This window comes from Boseongicola aestuarii, from assembly GCF_900184815.1.
GTDB classification, from domain to species: Bacteria; Pseudomonadota; Alphaproteobacteria; order Rhodobacterales; family Rhodobacteraceae; genus Boseongicola; species Boseongicola aestuarii.
Genome location: NZ_FXXQ01000012.1, coordinates 54,874 through 76,371 on the forward strand (window position 1 = coordinate 54,874; position 21,498 = coordinate 76,371).

Here is a 21,498-nt window from a genome sequence, read left to right on the forward strand (position 1 = left end):
GAAGACCTATGCGCTGTGCGCCAAGGCGTCCAGTCCCGGCTTGACCTTCCGGCGGTGGAAGCCTCTATCGACGAAGAAAAATCAACATGAGGCGATTCGATGCGGCAACGCTTGATCTTTGGAATTCCGGCCCTCGGTGTCCTTGTTGCGGCCGTTTTCTGGATGCTCCCGACACAGACAAACGGGCTTGGCCTTCACCTTGACGCCGAAGCTGTGGCTCTGGGCCAGAGGCTCTATTCCGAGAATTGCGCAGCTTGTCATGGCGCAGACCTCGAAGGTCAGGCGGATTGGCAAAGTCGCGACGCCGACGGGTATCTGCCGGCCCCGCCACACGATGAAACGGGCCACACTTGGCATCACCCGACCGAACAATTGTTCGCTATCACCAAATTTGGCACTGAAGCGATTGTCGGCGGTGGCTACAAATCGAATATGGCCCGGTTCGGCGACGTCCTGAGCGACGACGATATTTATGCCATTCTGGCCTTTATCAAAAGCACCTGGCCTGACCGCATCATTGAACGACACGATCAGATGGACGCCAGTGTCGCGTCGGCCAGGCGCCCGTGACTATTCCGTGTCGCCTTGGGGTTCGCGGGTCGGTCGTCCAATCACGTCACGCAACTCTTCAAGCTCGATGAAATTGTCGCACTGACGGCGAAGCTCATCCGCGATCATCGGCGGCTGGCTGCGAATGGTCGAGACCACCGACACACGCACGCCCTGACGTTGCAGGCTTTCGACCAGAGGCCGAAAATCCCCGTCCCCGGAAAACAGCACAACGTGGTCGACGTGCGGCGCAAGGTCCATCGCATCGACCGTCAACTCGATGTCCATATTGCCTTTGACCTTGCGACGGCCCTGACTGTCGGTAAATTCCTTGGCCGGCTTCGTGACCATGGAATAGCCGTTATAGTGCAGCCAATCGACCAGCGGACGAATGGGTGAGTATTCGTCATTCTCCAGCAGAGCGGTGTAGTAAAACGCGCGCAACAACTTGCCGCGACGCATGAATTCCTGACGCATGAGCTTGTAATCAATATCAAACCCAAGCGATTTCGCGGCGGCATATAAATTGGCGCCGTCGATGAACAGCGCAAGCCGTTCGTCTCTATAGAACATAATAGCCCTTCCGATTTGTCATACTTGCCGGGCTAAATCCGTGAGTGTGAGTGGAAACATTCACCCGACCAGGGTGCGATATAAGCCAAAAAATATATTCGGTTGCAACTATCTATTTTATACAAATTCTCTGTGCGCGTTCCTTAAACATCAGTCCGGGCACTTTTTAACGCTTTTCAGCCACGATTCTCGATGACGTAACGGATATGGAGGAAATTGGCGAAACGCACAGGTCTTGGCGCCGAATTCCAGCAATATAGCATAGAATCACCTTGTGTTTCGCGCCTGTGCGTCCTATGTGCCCTGACTGATCCCCTTCTGTACGGAGAGACACATGGCCCGCGTGACGGTTGAAGACTGCGTTGACAAGGTTCCGAACCGGTTTGAGTTGGTAATGCTCGCTGCTCATCGTGCCCGCGAGATTGCGACGGGTGCGCCACTGACGGTTGATCGTGATAACGACAAGAATCCCGTTGTCAGCCTTCGCGAAATCGCCGACGAGGCACAATCTGCCGAGGAACTTCGCGAGCGGATGATTGAAAGCCACCAGACTCAGATTGAAGTCGACGAGCCTGAAGAAGATGCCATGGCTCTGTTGATGGGTGCCGAAGCCGACAAGCCGGCCGAGGATGACATGAGCGAAGAGAAACTGCTCCGCGCCCTGATGGAAGCCCAACGGCAACCTTAAAGACCAAAGCGCGGTCCTGGGAGTGGGCCGATGATTGACGCCGACGACCTGATCGCGCTTGTCCGCAATTACAATCCGAAGACCAACGCCAAGTTGATCGCCGAAGCGTATGCTTATGGCGAAAAAATGCATGAAGGGCAGAGGCGTCATTCCGGCGAACCCTATTTCACGCACCCTGTCGCGGTTGCCGCGATCCTGACCGAACAGCGGTTGGACGACGCGACGATCGTTACGGCGCTGCTGCACGATACCGTTGAGGACACGCGCTCGACTTACTCCGAAATCAAGTCGCTCTTCGGAACCGAAGTTGCCGAACTTGTCGATGGCGTGACGAAGCTGACGAATTTGCAACTGTCGTCTTCGGAAACCAAACAGGCCGAAAATTTCCGCAAGCTTTTCATCGCCATGTCGAAAGACCTGCGGGTGATCCTCGTCAAATTGGCTGACCGTCTGCACAATATGCGCACGATCCGCTCGATGCGGGTCGACAAGCAGGCTCAGAAAGCGCGGGAAACAATGGATATCTTTGCGCCGCTTGCCGGTCGCATGGGTATGCAATGGATGCGCGAAGAACTGGAAGACCTTGCGTTTCGGGTGCTTTACCCGGACGCGCGCAATTCGATCATTCGCCGCTTCATTACCCTGCAGCGCGAAACCGGGGATGTGATCCAGAAGATCACCGCCGATATCGAGGGCGAAATGGACAAGGCGGGGATCGTCGCCGAGACCTACGGGCGCGCCAAAAAACCCTATTCGATCTGGCGCAAGATGGAAGAAAAAGAGATCGGCTTTTCTCGACTGTCCGACATCTACGGCTTCCGCATATTGGTTAAGACCGAAGCTGACTGCTATGCGGCTCTGGGTGCTGTGCATCAACGCTGGCGCTCGGTTCCGGGGCGCTTCAAAGATTACATCAGCCAGCCGAAATCCAACGGCTACCGGTCAATCCATACAACGGTCTCGGGTCGCGACGGCAAACGTGTCGAAGTGCAGATTCGCACGCATGTCATGCACGAAGTGGCCGAAGCGGGCGTTGCAGCGCATTGGTCCTATCGCGACGGTGTGCGTGCGCAGAACCCGTTTGCGGTCGATCCCGCAAGCTGGATCGCCACACTGACCGAACGTTTCGATGAAGAGGACCACGACGAATTCCTCGAACACGTCAAACTCGAAATGTACGCCGACCAGGTTTTTTGCTTCACGCCGAAAGGCGAGGTGGTCAAACTTCCGCGCGGAGCCACTCCACTGGACTTTGCCTATGCGATCCACACCCGGATCGGTGACAGTTGTGTTGGTGCCAAGGTCGATGCCATTCGCGTACCTCTCTGGACACGTCTGAAGAACGGCCAATCTGTCGAGATCATGACGGCGGAAGGCCAGCGCCCGCAGGCAACATGGATCGATATCGTCAAGACTGGGCGGGCCAAAGCGTCCATCCGGCGCTCGTTGCGTGAAGAAGATCGCGAGCGGTTTATCAAGCTCGGTCGCGAGTTGGTGCGCGTGGCCTTCGAACATGTCGGCAAACGCGCGACCGAAAAGGCTCTCAGCACGGCAGCCAAACACCTCAGCCTTGAAGACCGTGATACTCTGCTTGCGCGGATTGGCTCGGCCGAACTTACGGCGCGCCAGGTCATCGAAACGCTTTATCCTGATCTTGCAAACAAAACCGGGGATGAAATCGATGCGGCCCGCGCGGTTGTTGGGCTGAAGCCCAGCCAGACATTCCGCCGCGCCGCCTGTTGCCAGCCCGTTCCCGGTGAACGCATCGTAGGCATCAGTTATCGCGGCAAGGGTGTCATGATTCACGCCATTGACTGTGAAGCCCTTGCGGAACTCGCCGAGGACTCAGGCCGCTGGGTGGACCTTCACTGGCAAGAAGGACGCCACCCCGCCGTCCATGCCGTCAGCTTTGATTTGACGATCGCGAATGACACAGGCGTGCTGGGGCGGATTTGCACATTGATTGGCGAGCAAGGGGCGAATATCTCTGACCTTGTGTTCATTGACCGAAAACCGGACTTTTACCGCCTCATTGTCGACGCGGAGTTGCGGGATATAGAGCACCTTCATGCGGTGATGTTGGCATTGGAAGCCGATAGCGATGTTGCTGCAATCACAAGGCACCGCGATCTCGGTCGCAAGCCCTAAGGCGGAGACGGACGAGCAGTTGGTATTTAAGCGGCGGACACCACGGACATATCTCCAGTCGATTACGCAGGCGCTTTATCCGCGCGGCGGTTGGTCGCGTGCGGTGCAATACATCGGCCATCGTATCCGTCGGCTTCCCGATCCTGCACACAAGATCAGCCGGGGTATCGCCGTCGGCGTTTTCACATGTTTCACGCCGTTCTTCGGTATGCACTTCTTCATCGCCGCGTGGCTGGCCTGGTTGGTGCGTGGCAATGTGATGGCCGCGCTTCTGGCGACCTTTTTCGGAAATCCTCTTACATTTCCGTTCATCGTCGCCGTCTCGATGGAACTCGGCGCATTCTTGATGGGCCGCCCGCCGATCCCGCTTCAGGATGTGGTGCCTGCTTTCTCGGACGCTGCGCTTGAAATGTGGCAGAACATGATGGCGATGTTTACCGCGGATCAAACGGCGTGGGGCAGTCTGCGTGGCTTCTTCGATCGCTATTTCCTGCCTTATCTGATCGGCGGCCTCATCCCGGGCTTCCTCTTCGGGACAGCCGGCTACTTCCTGTCCAACCCGGTCCTCAACGCCTACCAAAAAGCCCGTGTGGCTCGCCTGAAAAAGAAATTCGCAAAGAAGCGCGAAAAAGCAGAAGCCCGTCGCGCGGAATCGCGGATGCAGGGAGACGTGGAAGATCCACATGATCGGGCAGCCGAGTGATCGCCGCTGACTTGTCAGCCCCCTTCAGGCATGCGACGTGACGCCTATGGCTAAGAAGGCGACCGCAAGAAGACCCCGAAAGACAACCAAGGCCGCAGCGACACGCAAACGCGGTGTCTTGCGCGGTCTGCGGCGTGGTGCCTTTGCCTTTGCGGGGGCAATCGTTCTGAGTGTCGGTATATATGCAATTCTTCCACCTCCCACGACTCCCTACATCCTGAGTGAAGGCCTCCGGCTTGGTGACATCCGCCGCCAATGGGTATCCGCCGACTCGATTGCCCCAGAGGCCTTGCGGGCTGTGGTCGCCGCCGAGGACGCGAATTTCTGTCACCATTGGGGCTTTGACATGGAGCAGCTTCGCGCTGCAATTGAGGAAGGTGCAGATCGCGGCGCCTCGACGCTGACGCAACAGATGGTGAAGAACGTCTGGCTTTGGCAAGGGCGAAGCTGGCCGCGCAAAGCCCTCGAAGCACTGATGACGCCTGTGGTCGAGGCCATTTGGACCAAGCGCCGCATCGTGGAAGTTTACGTGAATGTTGCCGAGTTCGACGAAGGTGTCTTTGGCATCGAAGCGGCCGCCCAGCATCATTTCGGTGTCCGTGCTGCGGACCTCACGCTGCGGCAAGCCTCCTTGCTTGCTGCGGTCCTTCCCAATCCCAAGGCGCGACAGGCGGTCAACCCCTCAAGTTTCGTCGATCGGCGCGCGCGCGCTATCGCTGACGGGGCGGCGACGATCCGCGCAGATGGGCGCGCCGACTGTTTTGCCGGCTAGCGCATGCGCAGCGGTGTTGAAACCGCGCGCGGGCTCAGGCATTGAAGGAACACGCAGTCAAACAGGCCAAGCTCACCGATGATCCGGCTCTACCATGTCCCGTTGTCCCCCTATTGTCGCAAAGTGCGGCTTTCGCTTGCCGAGAAAAAGCTTGAAGTCGAGCTGATCGAGGAACGCTACTGGGAGCGTGATCCGGATTTCCTGCGACGCAATCCCGCCGGCAAAGTACCGGTGCTGAAGATTGACGGTCATACGTTCTCCGAAAGCGGCGCGATTTGTGAATACCTCGAAGAGGCCTATCCCGAACCGCCGCTGCTACCCAAAGACCCTGCTGCCCGACACGAGGTGCGCCGTCTCGTCGGGTGGTTCGACGACAAATTCCATCATGAGGTGACCTCGAAACTGCTCTACGAGCGGGTGAACAAGAAGATAACCAAAGAAGGTTATCCCGACAGCAAGAATGTCAAATCCGGTGCGCGTGCAATCAAGCTGCATCTCGACTATATGAGCTGGCTTCTTGATCAACGCCGCTGGCTGGCCGGAAACGAGCTTTCGCTGGCTGATTTCGCGGCCGCGGGCCATCTTTCCGCGCTGGATTACATTTCAGATGTGGACTGGAACGCCTACCCGACGGTGCGTGACTGGTATGCGCGGATCAAATCCCGCCCGGCCTTTCGTCGACTTCTTGCAGATACCGTTCCAGGTTTTCCACCCCCTCCACATTATGCCGACCTCGATTTCTAGAGCCGCAATCAGGGGGCAGAAGCGCACCCCATGCCTTTAGACGATCTGAAAGAGCGATTGGTGAAAGAGGCGATCCAAGCCGGTTTCGCAATGGCCCGCGTGTGCGCGCCTGATGCTGTTCCAGAAGTTCCCGAGCGTCTTTCAGCCTTTCTTAAAGCCGGGCGCCATGGGCAAATGGCGTGGCTTGAAGATCGCGCCAACTGGCGGGGTGACCCGTCCGCACTCTGGCCCGAAGCGCGGTCAATCGTCATGCTCGCCGAGCCATACACCCCTGATCATGACCCCTTGGATGACCTCAAGAACCAGGATCGCGGAGTCGTCTCGGTTTACGCCCGCAACAAGGATTACCACGACGTCGTCAAAAAGCGGCTGAAACGAGTAGCGCGCTGGCTTGTGGCTGCAGCGGATTGTGAGGTCAAAGTCTTTGTCGACACGGCCCCGGTCCCCGAAAAAGCTCTGGGTCAGGCTGCAGGGCTTGGCTGGCAGGGCAAACACACGAACCTTCTAAGCCGCGATTTGGGGAACTGGTTTTTCCTCGGCGCGATCTTCACGACAGCCAATCTCGATCCCGACACCCCGGAAACCGATCACTGCGGAAGCTGCCGTCGTTGCCTCGACATTTGTCCGACGGATGCCTTCCCCGCGCCTTATCAGCTGGATGCACGGCTTTGCATTTCCTACCTGACGATTGAACACAAAGGTCCGGTAGACGAAGCGCTTCGCCCGAAACTGGGAAACCGCATCTATGGATGCGATGACTGCCTTGCCGCTTGCCCCTGGAACAAATTCGCTTCGGATGCGAGGGACCACCGCTATGCCGCGCGGCATGATCTAAGTGCACCACCCCTTGCCAAGCTCGCCAATCTTGATGACGCCAGTTTCCGCGCCTTCTTTTCGGGCTCTCCGATCAAACGCATCGGACGCGACCGATTTGTGCGTAATGTGCTCTACGCGCTAGGGAATTCAGAGGACCAGTCCCTGATCGAATCCGCTCGGAAATGCGCTGTCGATGCGGATCCCACGGTGCGTGATGCGGCCATCTGGGCGGTCCGCCGCCTACAGGCGGTTTCAAAAAAGTAGCGTTTTGTGCTATGAAGCGATCCACCAGAGAAAGGGAGGATACCTATGCACACCCATTTGTTGCGACGCAAACGCACTCGTGGCGCCGGGCATATGACACATCTTTCAAGCGCTGCACCGGATCGCCCGACAGTACTTCAAAGCTTTAAGAACGCCAGAACGCGCGGCGCGACAAAGCTGAAAAGATACCTGCGTATCGCACGCGCCCAGAGTTAGACCACTGGTCGCGACCGCTGGCGGTTGGTAGGGAGGGGCATGAGTATTGCCCAACCCAACCCTTTTCGCGCCATCGCACTCAAAATCGCTTCGGTGCTTTTGTTCGTACTCATGGCAACGCTGATCAAGGCAGCGTCCGATGAGGTGCCGCCGGGCCAGACTGTGTTTTTCCGCTCGCTTTGCGCGATGCCGGTTATCCTTGGCTGGCTTATTTGGCAGGGCAAGTTCCCGAGCGGGTTGCGGACCGCCAATCCGCTTGGCCACCTCTGGCGCGGCCTTATCGGCTCGACTGCCATGGGCCTCAGCTTCGCCGGGTTGGCCATTCTGCCGCTTTCCGAAGTGAAGGCCATACAATACGCCATGCCGCTTTTTGTGGTGGTCCTTGCGGCATTGATGCTGGGTGAGCGCGTGCGCGCGGTGCGTCTAACCGCCGTTGGCATGGGTATGGTCGGCGTTCTCATTATTTTGTGGCCGCGCCTGACGTCCTTCACGAACGGCGAAGTCGATCCCCAATTGGCCTTTGGCGCGCTGATCGTCTTGACCGGATCGCTCTGCGCCGCCTTCGCTCAGATATTCGTGCGAAGGCTAGTCGAAACCGAAGAAACGGCCGCAATTGTCTTCTGGTTTTCCGTCACTGCGACTTTGCTATCGCTCCTGACACTGCCATTTGGCTGGCAAGTTCCGTCGGCGACCGCTCTGGCATGCCTTGTCGGGTCCGGCCTTCTCGGCGGTCTCGGTCAAATCCTACTTACAAGTGCTTACCGCTTCGGCGACGCGTCGATTATCGCCCCCTTCGAATACGCATCCATGCTGTTTGCCATTGCCATCGGCTACGCGGTTTTCGGAGAAGTCCCGACTCTCGTGATGTTGATCGGAGCCAGCATCGTCATTGCGTCCGGCGTTCTTATCATCCTGCGCGAGCACTATCTCAAGATTCAGCGTGGCAAAGGCCGCCAGCACGTCACAAAATACGGCTGATCGCCTGCGAAAAACCGCCGAAATTCAGTGTTTCGTCGTGCCCTGAACTCAGCAATGGACCAAAGCCCCGCCACTGGTGCAAGCTGCCGCCATTAATCAAGATCAATTTTGAGAGGGCCTCATGGGCTACGATGTTCATATTACCCGGAAGGACGATTGGTCCGAGACAGAAGGGCCAGCGATTTCACGCGACGAATGGTTGGAATATGTCAGTGGCGACAAGTCGATGCAGCTTGAGCGCGAGGCCATTGTCTCGAACGAGAATGGCCAGTCCTTCAGCGTTCAGGATGAGACGCTTTCGGTTTGGAAACACTGGTCAGCGCGGGTTGAAGGCAAGAACGAAGCCTGGATGTGGCATTCCGCCGGGAATGTGATGGCCAAAAACCCCGACAGCGAGATGCTGCGCAAGATGTTCCTGATCGCCGATGCGCTTGGCGCAAAGCTTCAGGGCGATGACGGAGAAATCTACAATTCAATCGGTTTGGTGGATCGCCAGGATCGTGCGAAAAAGAAGTGGTGGAAGTTCTGGTAAGGTGACTGCCGCCCTTTGGATCGCGTCCTATGTCGCCGCCATCAATCTCGCCGCGTTCCTCGCGTTCTGCTGGGATAAGCGGCAAGCGCGCCGCGACAGCCAGCGGATCAGTGAAAGCGCCCTGCTGAACATCGCGTTATTCGGGGGCAGTATCGGCGCGAAAATCGCGCAGTCGAGGTTTCACCACAAGACGCACAAGCAACCCTTTGCGCGGCAGTTGAACCTTATCGTTGTGCTGCAAGTCGCCATCATCTCTGGCGCAGTTTTTTGGGCGTTGTCTCATAATACCCAGCCTTGATTCAAAAAACGCCCGGCCTTGCGGACCGGGTGTTTCCAAATAGCTATCGCCAATCAGGCGCGAACCAGCTTCTCATAGCTTTCTGCGACATCGCGCGCCATCGCACCGACTTCGAAGTTATAGTCACCGATCTTGCCAACCGGCGTCACTTCGGCCGCCGTGCCTGTCAGCCAGCATTGCTGAAAGCCTTCCAGCTCGTCCGGCATGATGTGGCGCTCATGCACCTTCACCTGACGATCCTTCAACATGCCCACGACGGTTTGCCGCGTAATGCCATTCAGGAAGCAATCGGGCTTGGGCGTATGCACTTCGCCGTCCTTCACGAAGAAGATATTCGCGCCGGTCGCTTCGGCCACATAGCCGCGGTAGTCGAACATCATCGCGTCCGAACAGCCTTTGGCTTCTGCGGCGTGTTTGGACAGGGTGCAAATCATATAGAGACCGGCTGCTTTCGCATGGCTCGGAATTGTTTCAGGTGACGGCCGTTTCCATTTGGCAATGTCAAGCTTCGCGCCTTTCATCTTTGCGTCGCCATAGTAAGCGCCCCATTCCCACGAAGCGATCGCAAGCCGCACTGGGTTTCGCGCAGAAGCGACACCCATATCCTCACCCGCGCCGCGCCATGCAATAGCGCGGACATAGGCGTCCTTGAAACCGTTCGCGGTCAGAACTTCCTGCTTGGCGGCTTCGATCTCATCGACGGTCCAGGGGATCTGAAAGTCCAGTTGACCGGCAGAGAAATGCAGCCGCTCCGAGTGTCTGCGGCTTTCGAAGATCTTGCCGTTATAGGCACGTTCGCCTTCGAAGACGCTGGAGGCATAGTGCATCGCATGTGTCAGGATGTGCACATTGGCGTCTCGCCAATCCACCAACTTGCCATCCATCCAGATCAGTCCGTCGCGATCATCATATGCGCCTGCCATATCGGCCTCCATTTGCAAAAGTTGCGCGTTTAGGTCCGCAACGGTCATAAAGTTGCGGAAAATTCGCGAATCGCTACCAGTCGAGACTTGGAATGTCAACAAGGCTGACATAATGTCGAAGGCAACAAACGGAGGTCGAAATGGCAGACAGCGGTGGTCCCCCAAGCGGTGAAAGCCTGCTTTTCCTCACCGATGATCAATTGCGCAAAGCCATCGAAGCGATGTTTTTTGCCTATCGCGGCTTCACCGCCGACCCCGATCGTATACTTTCCGAGAAGGGGTATGGGCGGGCGCACCACCGGGCCGTTCATTTTATCAATCGCTCTCCCGGCACGACGGTCAACAACCTTCTGTCGATTCTCGGGGTCACCAAGCAGTCGCTGAACCGCGTGTTGCGCACTCTTATCAGTGACGGTCTTGTGGAAAGCCGCGTCGGCAAGCAGGACAAAAGGGAACGGCACCTTTTTCTGACCGAACCGGGTGAAGTTCTGGAGCGCGCGTTGTCGGATGCACAGCGCGATAGGATGCGCAGCGCGTTTCGGCGGGCCGGTCCTGACGCGGTATCAGGTTTTCGTCAGGTGCTGGAAGCGATGATGGACGCCGACACGGCGCGCCACTACAAGCGCCTAAAGGAGGGCGGAGCATGAGCCTCTCGGATGTCCATCTGCTGATCGTCGACGACGACGAGCGTATTCGCGGTCTGCTTCAGAAGTTTCTGATGCGTCACGGCTTTCTCGTCTCGTCTGCACGGGATGCAGCGCATGCGGAGCGTATCCTGAGCGGGCTCGATTTCGATCTGGTTGTCCTTGACGTCATGATGCCCGGCGAAGATGGGGTCAGCTTTTGCAGGCGGCTGCGGGAAACCCGCGATCTGCCGATCCTGCTTTTGACCGCCAAGAATGAAACCGATGACCGCGTTGCCGGTTTGGAAGCCGGAGCCGACGATTATCTCGCCAAACCGTTCGAGCCAAAGGAACTCCTGCTGAGGATCAATTCGATCCTCCGCCGTGTGCCTGCGACCGAACCTGCAGACATCGCACCAAAGGTGCTTCACCTCGGAACGCTTCGCTATGATGTTGAGAAGGGATCGCTTTGGCATGGTGAAAACCCGGTTCGGCTGACGGCCACGGAATCTCAATTGATGCGCATATTCTCACGTGCGCCCGGCGAAGCAATGTCCCGCACGAAGCTGGTTGAGGACCTCGGTCGGGACGGCGGACAGGCGCAGGAACGCGCGGTCGATGTGCAGATCACACGACTGCGCCGCAAACTCGAGGCCGACCCCAAGCAACCTCGTTATCTTCAAACGGTGCGCGGCGCAGGCTATATGCTGTCCCCCGACTAAGTCGCTGAATTGGACGTTAACGCTCATGACCACCGCGCTTTTTTCACACGATTCCGCTTTGAAACACATCACGCCTCCGGGTCATCCGGAAAGTACGTTTCGCTACGAGGCGATTCAGAAAGCGCTTTCGGACAAACGTTTCGCCAAGCTGGATCGCCGCGAAGCACCGCTGGCGGATCGGACCGAAGTCCTTCGGTGCCATCCCGCCCGCTACTTCGACCGCGTAAAGAACGCGATCCCGACGTCTGGCACGATTGCGCTGGATGGTGACACTCATGTCGTTCCCGGATCCCTAGAGGCGGCGCTTCGCGGCGTCGGTGGCTGTGCTGCGGCAATAGACGCCGTGATAGCGGGTGACGTAGCAAACGCTTTCGTCGCGATGCGCCCCCCCGGACACCATGCCGAATCCGAAACGGCGATGGGCTTTTGTCTTTTTGGCAACGCGGCCATCGCCGCCAAACGCGCCCTGGACCACTACGGCCTGGAGCGTGTTTCTGTTCTTGATTTTGACGTCCATCACGGGAACGGGACGCAGGATCTTCTGTGGGATGAGGAGCGCAGCCTTTTCGCCTCGTCTCACCAGATGCCTCTCTATCCCGGCTCCGGATCGGTACATGAAACAGGGGCGCATGATAATGTGCTCAACGTCCCGCTTGCCCCGATGAGCGGCGGCGCCGAAATGAAACGCGCATGGGGTGATCTCATTCTCCCTGCCATCGACGATTTTGCTCCGGACCTCATCATCATATCGGCAGGCTTCGACGCTCACGCTGCCGACCCGCTTGCCAACCTCAAGTGGAGCACCGAGGATTTTGCATGGCTGACCCATGCCATCTGCGATGTCGCGGATGCGCATGCAAAGGGCCGGGTGGTCTCGACACTTGAAGGCGGGTATGATCTGAACGCCTTGGCCGCCAGCGTTGCGGCGCATGTGGACGTGCTGATGGAGCGAGGGGCATGAGCGAAAAACCAGTAGCCGAGATGAGCTTTGAAGACGCGATGAGCGCGCTTGAAGGCGTTGTGAATCGCCTGGAAGCCGGAGACGTGCCGCTTGAGGACTCGATCAAGCTCTACGAGCGTGGCGCGGAATTGAAAGCGCATTGTCAAAAGAAGCTGGCCGAAGCTGAAGAAAAGGTCGCGCAGATCACTTTTGACGAAAACGGTCAGCCCAAAGGGACGACGCCAGTCGATCCCGCATGACGTTTCAAGACCGGCTGAAAAGCGTTGCGGCCGAGGTCGACGCGACGCTCGAGACGTATTTCAATGCACCTGCCGAACCGCTTGAAGATGCGATGCGCTATGCAGTTATGGGTGGCAAAAAGCTGCGTGCGTTTCTGGTGGTCGAAAGCTGCGCGCTTCATGGCATCAAGCACCAAGAGGCCCTCAAAGCCGCTGCCGCCATCGAGTGTATCCATGCCTATTCGCTTGTGCACGATGACCTTCCAAGCATGGACGACGATGACCTTCGCCGCGGCAAGCCTACAGTCCACAAGGCGTGGGACGAGGCAACGGCCGTTCTGGCAGGCGATGCGCTACAATCGCTTGCCTTCCTGATCCTCGGTACGCTCGATGTTCCGTCCGACCGCATCGTTCAAGCTGTCATTGGCCTTGCGACAGACGCAGGCAAGGACGGAATGGTCCTTGGACAAGCGCGCGATATCGCCGCTGAAAGCGCGGATGCGCCTTTGTCACTGGAAGCAATCACCGCGCTTCAGGCGCAGAAAACCGGCGCATTGATCCGCTGGTCCGCCACGGCGGGACCGACTCTGGCGGGCGATGACGTCGCGCCTCTTGCGGCCTATGCCACAGCCCTTGGTCTGGCGTTCCAGATTGCTGACGACATTCTGGACGAAACCGGGGACGAGGCAAAGATCGGTAAGCGCCTGCACAAGGATGCCGACGCCGGCAAGGCAACGTTTGTTTCACTTCTGGGCATTAAGGGTGCACAGGACATGGCGTGCGCACTGGTCGCACAGGCAAATGACGCGCTCTGCATATATGATGCACAGGCGGATGGTTTGCGCGACGCCGCTAATTTCGTTATCTCGCGCGAACACTGACGCGCCCCGGAGTTTCCATGACTGACCGACCCAAGACCCCAATTCTCGACCGCGTGAACGTGCCTGCCGACATGAAGCGGCTCACGGATGACGAGTTGCAGCAACTCGCGGACGAATTGCGCGCCGAAACGATCAGCGCGGTCAGCGAAACAGGTGGTCACCTTGGGGCGGGACTTGGCGTTGTTGAATTGACCGTCGCCCTGCACGCGGTATTCGATACCCCGAAGGACAAACTGATCTGGGACGTCAGTCACCAGACCTATCCACACAAGATCCTCACCGGACGTCGCGACCGCATCCGGACCCTGCGCCAGAAAGACGGCCTTAGCGGCTTCACCAAACGCTCGGAGTCGCCCTACGACCCTTTCGGCGCGGCGCATAGTTCAACCTCGATTTCCGCCGCGCTTGGCTTTTCCGTTGCGCGCGATTTGGGCGGTGCCACCCCAGAAGGTCTCGGTGACGGCATTGCTGTGATTGGTGACGGTGCAATCAGCGCCGGCATGGCCTACGAGGCGATGAATAATGCGGGCCATCTGGGCAAGCGTCTGATCGTCATTCTAAATGACAACGAAATGTCGATCGCGCCACCTGTCGGGGCAATGTCATCTTACCTGTCGCGCCTTTACGCCGGTGATCCGTTCCAGGAGTTGAAGGCCGCGGCCAAGGGCGCGGTCAGCCTTCTGCCTGAACCGTTCCGCGAAGGGGCCAAACGCGCCAAGGACCTTTTGAAGCACAGCGTGGTTGGCGGCACACTGTTCGAGGAACTGGGCTTCAGCTATCTCGGTCCGATCGATGGTCACGACCTTGAGCAATTGCTTCCTGTCCTGCGCACCGTTAAAGCACGGGCGCGTGGCCCCATTCTGATCCATGCGATCACCAAGAAAGGCAAAGGGTATGCCCCCGCCGAAACTGCGCGCGACAAGGGTCACGGCGTTGCGAAATTCAATGTCGTCACCGGCGAACAGAAAAAAACCCCGTCGAATGCACCTTCTTACACAAAAGTTTTCGCGCAATCCCTGATCGACGAGGCGTCTCGCGATGACAAGATCGTGGCGATCACCGCAGCGATGCCCGACGGCACCGGGCTGGACCTTTTCGCCGAACGCTATCCAAGCCGCTGCTTTGATGTTGGTATTGCTGAACAGCACGGTGTCACGTTCGCTGCCGGGCTTGCTGCAGGTGGAATGAAGCCGTTTTGTGCGATCTATTCCACGTTCCTGCAACGCGGTTATGATCAGGTTGTCCACGACGTCGCATTGCAGCGCCTTCCGGTGCGTTTCGCAATTGACCGGGCGGGATTGGTCGGTGCCGATGGTGCAACGCACGCGGGCGCTTTCGATATCGGTTACATGACGAACTTGCCGGGCATGGTCGTGATGGCGGCTGCCGACGAGGCGGAACTGGTCCACATGGTTGCGACGGCGACAGCCTATAACGATGGCCCTATCGCTTTTCGCTATCCACGCGGCGAAGGCGTCGGCGTCGAAATGCCGGAACGTGGCAAATTTCTTGAGATCGGCAAGGGCCGGATCATCCGCGAAGGATCACAGGTCGCCATTCTGTCGTTCGGCACACGTCTGTCCGAGGTCGAAAAAGCAGCCGAAGCTCTGGCCGCCAAGGGCATCACTCCGACGATTGCGGATGCCCGGTTTGCCAAACCTCTTGACCGCGACATGATCCTCGACCTTGTCAGCAACCACGAAGCTCTTATTACCATCGAGGAAGGCGCAATAGGCGGTTTTGCGAGCCATGTCGCCGATCTTCTTGCGAACGAGGGCGTCTTTGATCGTGGCCTCAAATTCCGCTCAATGGTGCTGCCGGATATCTTTATCGATCAGGCAAGTCCCAAGGATATGTATGACAGCGCGGCGATGAATGCAGAACACATCGAAGCGAAAGTGCTTGATGTCATGGGTATCGCAGACATTTCCAAACGGGCTTAAGTTTCCGGGGTCTCGTCTTCCAAAAGGGCGCGAAGCCCGGCGCGATAGTCCGGATAGATCAGTCTTACGCCAAGTTCGTCCTTGATGCGGTCGTTTCGAACGCGCTTGGATTCAGCATAAAAGCTGCGCGCCATTGTGCTTAGCTCGGCATCCTCCAATGCGATCGCGTCCGGCACCGGCAGACCGAGTAATTCGGCTGCATATGCAATAACATCCTGCGGCGGGGCCGGGTCATCATCGCAGACATTGTATGCACGCCCCGGATCAGGGCGGTCCATCGACGCCTCGAGGATTTGCGCAATGTCTTCCACATGGGTGCGACTGAACACCTGACCTTCCTTGATGATCCGCCGCGCTTTACCTGACCGAACCTTCGAAAATGGCCCGCGACCGGGACCATAGATGCCGGCCAGACGAAAAATGTGCAGAGGCACGCCAAGAGCGGTCCATGCGGCCTCGGCCTCAACGCGTGCAATGCCCCGTTCCGTCGATGGCTCGAGCGGCGTTTCTTCGTCGACCCAGTCTCCCTTGTGGTCGCCATAAACGCCGGTGGTGGACAAGTATCCGACCCACTCAAGATGTTTCGCTGCCGCGATATCGGGGCCATGCGCCGCCAGAACCGGATCTCCATCCTGGCCCGGGGATACGGATGTCAGGATATGCGAGACCTCACCTAACGGAAGACTATTTCCCGGCCAGACAATCGTCTCGACTCCGGACCTCTCCAATGCTTGCGCCTTCTCAGCACTTCGCGTTGTCCCGATGATGCGCCAGCCTTTTGGCAGCAATCGTCGCGCCAAAGCCTTTGCCGAATAGCCGTGCCCAATTGAAAGCAGTGTTTTCACCATGCTTCCGAAGCAATCTCAAATGCTGCTCGTAGGCAAGCGCGAACGTGCAAAACGATCTTGCAGCCATCCCGGTTCGGTGCCATTTTCAGGGATGGAAAAAAGAACAAATCTCCCCACAAAGATCATTCGGAGAGCCTCGTGATGAACGACGCAAGAAGCCGTGCAGTCTCGGCCCCCGATGTTCCCGACCATCAAAGCTTCACTGATCCGGCCGCGGCCGTTGATCGCCTTATCGAGCTCTACAACATCGCATCGACGTTCCTATGCGCACGCTTCAATGACGTGCTTAACACCGGCGAGCCAGATGTGCGCTACCGTGCATTCTACCCTGAAATACGGCTTACCACGACCAGCTTCGCGCCGATCGACAATCGCCTCAGCTTCGGCCACGTCAGCGAGCCCGGACGCTACTCCACGACAATTACACGCCCTGATCTGTTTGTAGGTTATCTGCGTCAGCAGATTGGACTGTTGGTTGAAAATCATGGCGCGGCGGTCGAAATCGGGGTGTCGACGACTCCAATGCCAGTGCATTTCGCGGTCGCCAACGACAACACTCTGGCGGTCCCACAGGACGGCGCGATGGATTTTACCCTGCGCGACGTCTTTGATGTGCCTGACCTGTCAACCACACACGACGATATCGTCAACGGTTACGGTTTCGTCCATCCGGATGGCTCGCACGCGCTTGCGCCGTTTACCGCCCAGCGGATCGACTACTCGCTTGCCCGACTGGCTCATTACACCGCGACCCAGCCTGAGCATTTCCAGAACCACGTCTTGTTTACCAACTATCAGTTCTACGTGGATGAGTTCGAAATGATCGCGCGTAAGGCGCTGAAAGATCCTGACAGCGGTTACACCGGCTTTGTCGGACCCGGTAATATCGAAATCACCAAACACGACGAACCTTTGCCGGTGCCGGCGAAGCTGCCGCAGATGCCGACCTATCATCTGAAGCGCGAAGGGGGCGCGGGCATCACACTGGTCAACATCGGTGTCGGTCCTTCCAACGCCAAGACCGCAACCGATCACATTGCGGTCTTGAGGCCGCACGCTTGGTTGATGCTCGGCCATTGCGCGGGCCTTCGAAACAGCCAACGGCTTGGCGATTTCGTTCTTGCCCATGCGTATCTTCGCGAAGACCACGTCCTTGATGACGACCTTCCGATCTGGGTGCCAATCCCGGCACTTGCCGAGATACAGATCGCCCTAGAAACGGCCGTTGCGGATGTCACGCAGCTTCGGGGTTACGAACTAAAGCGCATCATGCGGACGGGCACAGTGGCCACCATCGACAACCGTAACTGGGAACTGCGCGATCAATCAGGACCGGTGCAGCGCCTCAGCCAGTCCCGCGCAATTGGTCTGGACATGGAAAGCGCAACGATTGCGGCCAATGGCTTTCGCTTCCGGGTACCCTATGGAACGCTTCTCTGCGTGTCGGACAAGCCGCTCCACGGAGAGCTGAAATTGCCCGGAATGGCGAGCGATTTCTACCGCACTCAAGTGGCGCGACACCTTCTGATTGGCATCAAAGCGATGGAGACTTTGCGCGACATGCCGCTTGAACGCATCCACTCAAGGAAGCTTCGCAGCTTTGAAGAGACCGCTTTCCTTTAAAATAAGGCGTTTTCCGCCGATTTTCGGATGATTAGAGCTTGTGTTGCAACCACAATTCGTAGTGTTATGCCACCATATCCAGTTAAATAAGGGGAATGAGCCCCTAGAGAAGACCATATCGAGGAGATTCCACATGGCAAAACCGATGACGAAGACGCAGCTTGTAGCAGCGCTCGCCGAAAAAATGGGCAGCGACAAGAAATCCGCAGGCGAGGCTCTTGATGCCATCGTCGGCATCATCACCGACGAAGTGTCTGGCGGTGGTGCTGTCACGCTTCCCGGCGTTGGCAAAATCTACTGCCGCGAGCGTCCAGCACGCATGGTCCGCAACCCGGCCACCGGCGAGCAGATCCACAAAGAAGCCGACAAAGTGGTCAAGATGACGATCGCGAAGGCTCTCAAGGACAGTGTTAACGACTAATCTGTCTGACGATTTGATCTTGATTGGGTCGCCTCAGGGCGGCCCTTTCTTATTTTTGGGAGAGGCCCGAGATATTGCAATGGCCAACCACGGCAACCCCCGGGTCCCAAGCAGATTGATCCCTCTAAGTTTTCAATTCGTTTCTTAATCCGCAGCGAACAATGCCTACCAGATCAAGACCGACCTGCGGTCTATCATCCTCAAAACTACATTTATCTCGACGCCAGGTGGACAGGTTTCCAAGCGCAACAAGAAGTTACGCGGTCTTGGGTCGCCCGCCTCAGCGCGGCCCGCCTTTCTCAGACGCCCAAGCGCCACCACATCAACGCAGCAAGGATCGCCAGCGTTACAACCCAGAATACAGCCGCAACGATGCGCCCGACGCGCGCTTCTTTTTCTTCGTAGAACGTTCGCGGTCGAACGCCGCGCCAGAACAATACCGTCTGAGCCGAAAGATTGACCGAAGCAAGGTTCACGGCAAGAAGCAGTAAAGCGCCGGTTGCAAGAGATGTCTCGCCAGCGCCAATGAACAGTCCAAGTGCGGACGCTGGCGGCAGCAACGCGACTGCGACCATCACGCCCACCAACGCCGATGAAACACCTGTCACCAGCGACAACGCTGCCGCCGCGCCTGACGCGAGCGCAATTGCCATACCGCCGAAATTCACATCCGCTCGCCCCATCAGTTCGCCCGAGTCCGTATTCAGTGGCCAGGCGAACCCGATAAGAACCGAGCACCCAAAAGCGATTCCAAGCCCCGCGGCATTGGTCCTCAAAGCGCGCAGAATGAGACTTCGATCACCCAAGGCAACACCGACGGCAAAGGCGAGGTTCGGGCCAAGGAGAGGTGCGATCACCATCGCTCCCACGACCACGGCGACGTTGTCTTGCGCCAACCCAAGTGCAGCAACAATCGTCGAGAGAACCACGAACGCCAGATAGGTCTGATCCGTCTGCGCCTGCGCCCAGACATCGTTCCAGATTTCTTCGCGGGTGCGGCCGCCGATCTTGCGCTTGAGGTCCTTCTCGGCTTTCTCGACGGCCTCTTCCTCTTCACGGGGAAGCGGTATCGTCGTCTCTACCGGCAAGATTGTCAGTCTCCAGTCGGACTGTGATGACAAGGCACTTTGCATCGCGTCGACAACATCTTGCCGATTGTCGCCGGCAGAAAGCATCTGCAAAGTTGTACGGTCGTCGCAGTGAGATTCCTTGAAGGCGCGAACACCCGAAACGCCAAGCTCTTCCGTCTTCTTCAAAAGCGTCGGAATGGTCGAGTCCGGAGCGGAAATGGTGATCAGTCTGACTGTCATAAAGCTAAGCTATCCCAGCCTGTCCATCGTGACCACTGGCAACGGCAATTGCGACCTGCTAGTCGGCAAGAAACAATTCGGGCAAGGCCATGGATTTTCGCGCAATTCTGATGGGGCTGGCATTTGCCCTGATGTGGTCGTCTGCTTTCACATCGGCGCGGATTATCGTGACGAATGCGCCGCCATTGGCCGTGTCTTCGCTTCGCTTTTTCATCGCAGGTATTGTCACCTTGGCCATCGCGCGATTGCTAGGGCAAAGTTTCCGCCTCACCCGCGCGCAATGGCGACTGACGATCGTCTTTGGCCTCTGCCAGAACGCTCTTTATCTCGGGCTGAACTTTGTCGCGATGCAAACCGTGGATGCATCCGTGGCGGCGATCATCGCGTCATCTCTTCCACTCTGGGTCGCGCTGGCAAGCTGGCTGATCTGGGGGGAAAAGGTGCAGCCTTTGGGATTGGCGGGGCTCATAGGGGGCTTTGCGGGCGTCGCGATGATCATGGGAACGCGCCTGAATGCCGGGGTTGATCCGTTCGGTATGTTGCTTTGCGGCATCGGAGTTCTTGCGCTGACATTTGCAACGCTTGCGGTACGCGGCGCAAGTTCAGGCGGCAACATGCTGACCGTCGTCGGCTATCAGATGCTGATAGGTGCCTTCGCCTTGGCCGTCCCCGCGCAATTCGAGACCTGGGACTTCAACTGGTCACCAACTTTGATCGCCGCCATTACCTACACGATTTTCGTCCCCGGCGTCATCGCGACAATCGTCTGGTTCTGGCTGGTAAATCGGATAGGAACCGTAAGATCCGCGACGTTCCATTTCCTCAATCCTTTCTTTGGCGTGGCAATTGCAGCAGTCCTCTTGGGGGAAACGCTCGGGTTTCTAGATCTGGTCGGAGTTGGCATAATCACCGTTTCGATCCTTGCCGTGCAGATCTCGAAAACTCGCGCACTGACGCGAAATTGATCTAATGTCACAAGGATTTCGGTGACATTGCGCCCTGAACCGCGCAGGTAAGGGCTATGGATTTGCTTCTTGGATACGTGGCGGGCCTGCTCACGCTGATCAACCCTTGCGTGCTGCCGATCCTGCCAATCGTGCTTGCGACTTCGCTACAGGCTGGTCGGGCAGGACCGCTGGCATTGGCTGCGGGCATGAGTATTTCGTTCGTCGCGCTCGGTCTCTTTGTCGCGGTTCTGGGGCGCACCTTTGGAATCACCGAAGACACCGTTTCCAATGTCGCCGCTGTCTTGATGATCGGCTTTGGCGTGATCCTGCTGGTGCCTCGGTTGTCCGCCCGCTTTGCCACTGCAACCGCAGGCGTTTCCATGCAGGCAGATGCGGGGATTGACCGTATCGACCAAAACGGCCTCACAGGGCAATTCACCGCCGGCGTCTTGCTCGGGGCAGTCTGGAGCCCATGTATCGGGCCAACGCTGGGCGGCGCGATTTCGCTGGCCAGCCAAGGCGAAAGCCTGTTTCGGGCTGGCGCGATCATGATCACGTTCGCCTTGGGTGTTTCATCGATCATTCTGGCTTTGGGCTATGGCGCACAGTCGGTGATCCGCCAACGTCAGGCAATGATGCGCCGCTTCGCAACCGCTGCGCGTCCTGTCATGGGGGCTGTATTCATTGCTGTGGGCGTGGCGATCTTGCTCAAATTCCACCATGTACTCGAGATCTGGGCCTTGGATAATCTTCCCGTCTGGTTCACCGAACTGTCTGTTTCGATCTGATTTAGGAGA

Annotated in this window: 24 protein-coding genes; 20 read left to right on the forward strand and 4 right to left on the reverse strand. The window is 57.7% G+C overall.

What is annotated here, in order from left to right; translation table 11 throughout:
* The first annotated feature begins 99 nt into the window (after positions 1–99).
* Complete coding sequence (locus tag BOA8489_RS15970) at positions 100–570, forward strand: c-type cytochrome (protein WP_093975312.1); 471 nt, start codon at positions 100–102, stop codon at positions 568–570.
* Here BOA8489_RS15970 and BOA8489_RS15975 read toward each other — a convergent pair whose 3' ends face one another.
* The gene (locus BOA8489_RS15975; RefSeq protein WP_093975313.1) at positions 571–1,122 is read right to left on the reverse strand and encodes a LabA-like NYN domain-containing protein; all 552 of its coding nucleotides are present in this window, start codon (positions 1,120–1,122) and stop codon (positions 571–573) included.
* A 334-nt stretch (positions 1,123–1,456) separates the two neighbouring features.
* Here BOA8489_RS15975 and rpoZ point away from each other — a divergent pair, with 334 nt between their 5' ends.
* The 9 genes from rpoZ (at position 1,457) to BOA8489_RS16020 (ending at position 9,281) form a co-directional block, all read left to right on the forward strand.
* Positions 1,457–1,810 carry a DNA-directed RNA polymerase subunit omega gene (gene rpoZ, locus BOA8489_RS15980; RefSeq protein ID WP_093975314.1) on the forward strand — a complete coding sequence of 118 codons (354 nt, stop codon included), beginning with the start codon at positions 1,457–1,459 and terminating at the stop codon, positions 1,808–1,810.
* 30 nt (positions 1,811–1,840) lie between these two features.
* A complete protein-coding gene (locus BOA8489_RS15985; RefSeq protein WP_093975315.1) occupies positions 1,841–3,958 on the forward strand; it encodes a RelA/SpoT family protein in 2,118 nt (705 codons plus the stop codon).
* Positions 3,912–4,661 (forward strand): DUF2062 domain-containing protein, encoded by a 750-nt coding sequence (locus tag BOA8489_RS15990; RefSeq protein WP_093975316.1) that lies wholly within the window; start codon positions 3,912–3,914, stop codon positions 4,659–4,661. Before BOA8489_RS15985 ends, BOA8489_RS15990 begins: the two co-directional genes overlap by 47 nt.
* A 46-nt stretch (positions 4,662–4,707) precedes the next feature.
* Complete coding sequence (gene mtgA / locus BOA8489_RS15995) at positions 4,708–5,433, forward strand: monofunctional biosynthetic peptidoglycan transglycosylase (protein ID WP_093975317.1); 726 nt, start codon at positions 4,708–4,710, stop codon at positions 5,431–5,433.
* Between the two features lie 78 nt (positions 5,434–5,511).
* Positions 5,512–6,177: an FtsZ-binding protein FzlA gene (fzlA, locus tag BOA8489_RS16000; RefSeq protein WP_093975318.1), complete on the forward strand. Its 666-nt coding sequence runs from the start codon at positions 5,512–5,514 to the stop codon at positions 6,175–6,177.
* Between the two features lie 30 nt (positions 6,178–6,207).
* On the forward strand, positions 6,208–7,257 hold the full coding sequence (queG, locus tag BOA8489_RS16005) for a tRNA epoxyqueuosine(34) reductase QueG (protein ID WP_093975319.1): 1,050 nt from the start codon (positions 6,208–6,210) through the stop codon (positions 7,255–7,257).
* Between the two features lie 255 nt (positions 7,258–7,512).
* The gene (locus BOA8489_RS16010) at positions 7,513–8,451 is read left to right on the forward strand and encodes a DMT family transporter (protein ID WP_093975320.1); all 939 of its coding nucleotides are present in this window, start codon (positions 7,513–7,515) and stop codon (positions 8,449–8,451) included.
* A gap of 121 nt (positions 8,452–8,572) precedes the next feature.
* Positions 8,573–8,983, forward strand: a complete 411-nt coding sequence (locus tag BOA8489_RS16015; protein WP_093975321.1) for a hypothetical protein — start codon at positions 8,573–8,575, stop codon at positions 8,981–8,983.
* A 1-nt stretch (position 8,984) separates the two neighbouring features.
* Positions 8,985–9,281: a DUF1294 domain-containing protein gene (locus BOA8489_RS16020; RefSeq protein ID WP_217897960.1), complete on the forward strand. Its 297-nt coding sequence runs from the start codon at positions 8,985–8,987 to the stop codon at positions 9,279–9,281.
* Positions 9,282–9,334: 53 nt separating this feature from the next.
* Here BOA8489_RS16020 and BOA8489_RS16025 read toward each other — a convergent pair whose 3' ends face one another.
* Positions 9,335–10,204 (reverse strand): branched-chain amino acid aminotransferase, encoded by an 870-nt coding sequence (locus BOA8489_RS16025; protein ID WP_093975373.1) that lies wholly within the window; start codon positions 10,202–10,204, stop codon positions 9,335–9,337.
* Positions 10,205–10,344: 140 nt separating this feature from the next.
* Here BOA8489_RS16025 and BOA8489_RS16030 point away from each other — a divergent pair, with 140 nt between their 5' ends.
* The 6 genes from BOA8489_RS16030 to dxs are packed head-to-tail and all read left to right on the forward strand — an operon-like array spanning position 10,345 to position 15,552.
* Positions 10,345–10,851, forward strand: coding sequence for a MarR family winged helix-turn-helix transcriptional regulator (locus tag BOA8489_RS16030; protein WP_093975323.1), 507 nt, complete (start codon positions 10,345–10,347; stop codon positions 10,849–10,851).
* Entirely contained in the window at positions 10,848–11,549 is a 702-nt protein-coding gene (locus BOA8489_RS16035; protein ID WP_093975324.1) for a response regulator, read from the forward strand. Before BOA8489_RS16030 ends, BOA8489_RS16035 begins: the two co-directional genes overlap by 4 nt.
* 25 nt (positions 11,550–11,574) lie before the next feature.
* Positions 11,575–12,510, forward strand: coding sequence for a histone deacetylase family protein (locus BOA8489_RS16040; protein WP_093975325.1), 936 nt, complete (start codon positions 11,575–11,577; stop codon positions 12,508–12,510).
* Positions 12,507–12,749, forward strand: a complete 243-nt coding sequence (locus tag BOA8489_RS16045; RefSeq protein ID WP_093975326.1) for an exodeoxyribonuclease VII small subunit — start codon at positions 12,507–12,509, stop codon at positions 12,747–12,749. Before BOA8489_RS16040 ends, BOA8489_RS16045 begins: the two co-directional genes overlap by 4 nt.
* Complete coding sequence (locus tag BOA8489_RS16050; protein WP_093975327.1) at positions 12,746–13,609, forward strand: polyprenyl synthetase family protein; 864 nt, start codon at positions 12,746–12,748, stop codon at positions 13,607–13,609. Before BOA8489_RS16045 ends, BOA8489_RS16050 begins: the two co-directional genes overlap by 4 nt.
* A gap of 17 nt (positions 13,610–13,626) precedes the next feature.
* On the forward strand, positions 13,627–15,552 hold the full coding sequence (gene dxs, locus BOA8489_RS16055; RefSeq protein ID WP_093975328.1) for a 1-deoxy-D-xylulose-5-phosphate synthase: 1,926 nt from the start codon (positions 13,627–13,629) through the stop codon (positions 15,550–15,552).
* Here the strand turns inward: dxs and BOA8489_RS16060 are convergent.
* Positions 15,549–16,397, reverse strand: coding sequence for an SDR family oxidoreductase (locus BOA8489_RS16060; RefSeq protein ID WP_176440339.1), 849 nt, complete (start codon positions 16,395–16,397; stop codon positions 15,549–15,551). The genes dxs and BOA8489_RS16060 overlap by 4 nt on opposite strands.
* Positions 16,398–16,541: 144 nt before the next feature.
* Between BOA8489_RS16060 and BOA8489_RS16065 the strand changes: the two genes are divergently transcribed.
* Positions 16,542–18,023, forward strand: a complete 1,482-nt coding sequence (locus BOA8489_RS16065; protein ID WP_093975330.1) for an AMP nucleosidase — start codon at positions 16,542–16,544, stop codon at positions 18,021–18,023.
* Positions 18,024–18,156: 133 nt separating this feature from the next.
* Positions 18,157–18,444 carry an HU family DNA-binding protein gene (locus BOA8489_RS16070; RefSeq protein WP_093975331.1) on the forward strand — a complete coding sequence of 96 codons (288 nt, stop codon included), beginning with the start codon at positions 18,157–18,159 and terminating at the stop codon, positions 18,442–18,444.
* 299 nt (positions 18,445–18,743) lie between these two features.
* On the opposite strand, the gene BOA8489_RS16075 is transcribed toward BOA8489_RS16070, so the two are convergent.
* Positions 18,744–19,754, reverse strand: a complete 1,011-nt coding sequence (locus tag BOA8489_RS16075; protein ID WP_093975332.1) for a TIGR00341 family protein — start codon at positions 19,752–19,754, stop codon at positions 18,744–18,746.
* Positions 19,755–19,843: 89 nt separating this feature from the next.
* Between BOA8489_RS16075 and BOA8489_RS16080 the strand changes: the two genes are divergently transcribed.
* Together BOA8489_RS16080 and BOA8489_RS16085 are read left to right on the forward strand one after the other, a co-directional pair.
* Positions 19,844–20,719 carry a DMT family transporter gene (locus BOA8489_RS16080; RefSeq protein ID WP_093975333.1) on the forward strand — a complete coding sequence of 292 codons (876 nt, stop codon included), beginning with the start codon at positions 19,844–19,846 and terminating at the stop codon, positions 20,717–20,719.
* A gap of 56 nt (positions 20,720–20,775) precedes the next feature.
* Positions 20,776–21,489 (forward strand): cytochrome c biogenesis CcdA family protein, encoded by a 714-nt coding sequence (locus BOA8489_RS16085; RefSeq protein WP_093975334.1) that lies wholly within the window; start codon positions 20,776–20,778, stop codon positions 21,487–21,489.
* The last annotated feature ends 9 nt before the right edge of the window (positions 21,490–21,498 follow it).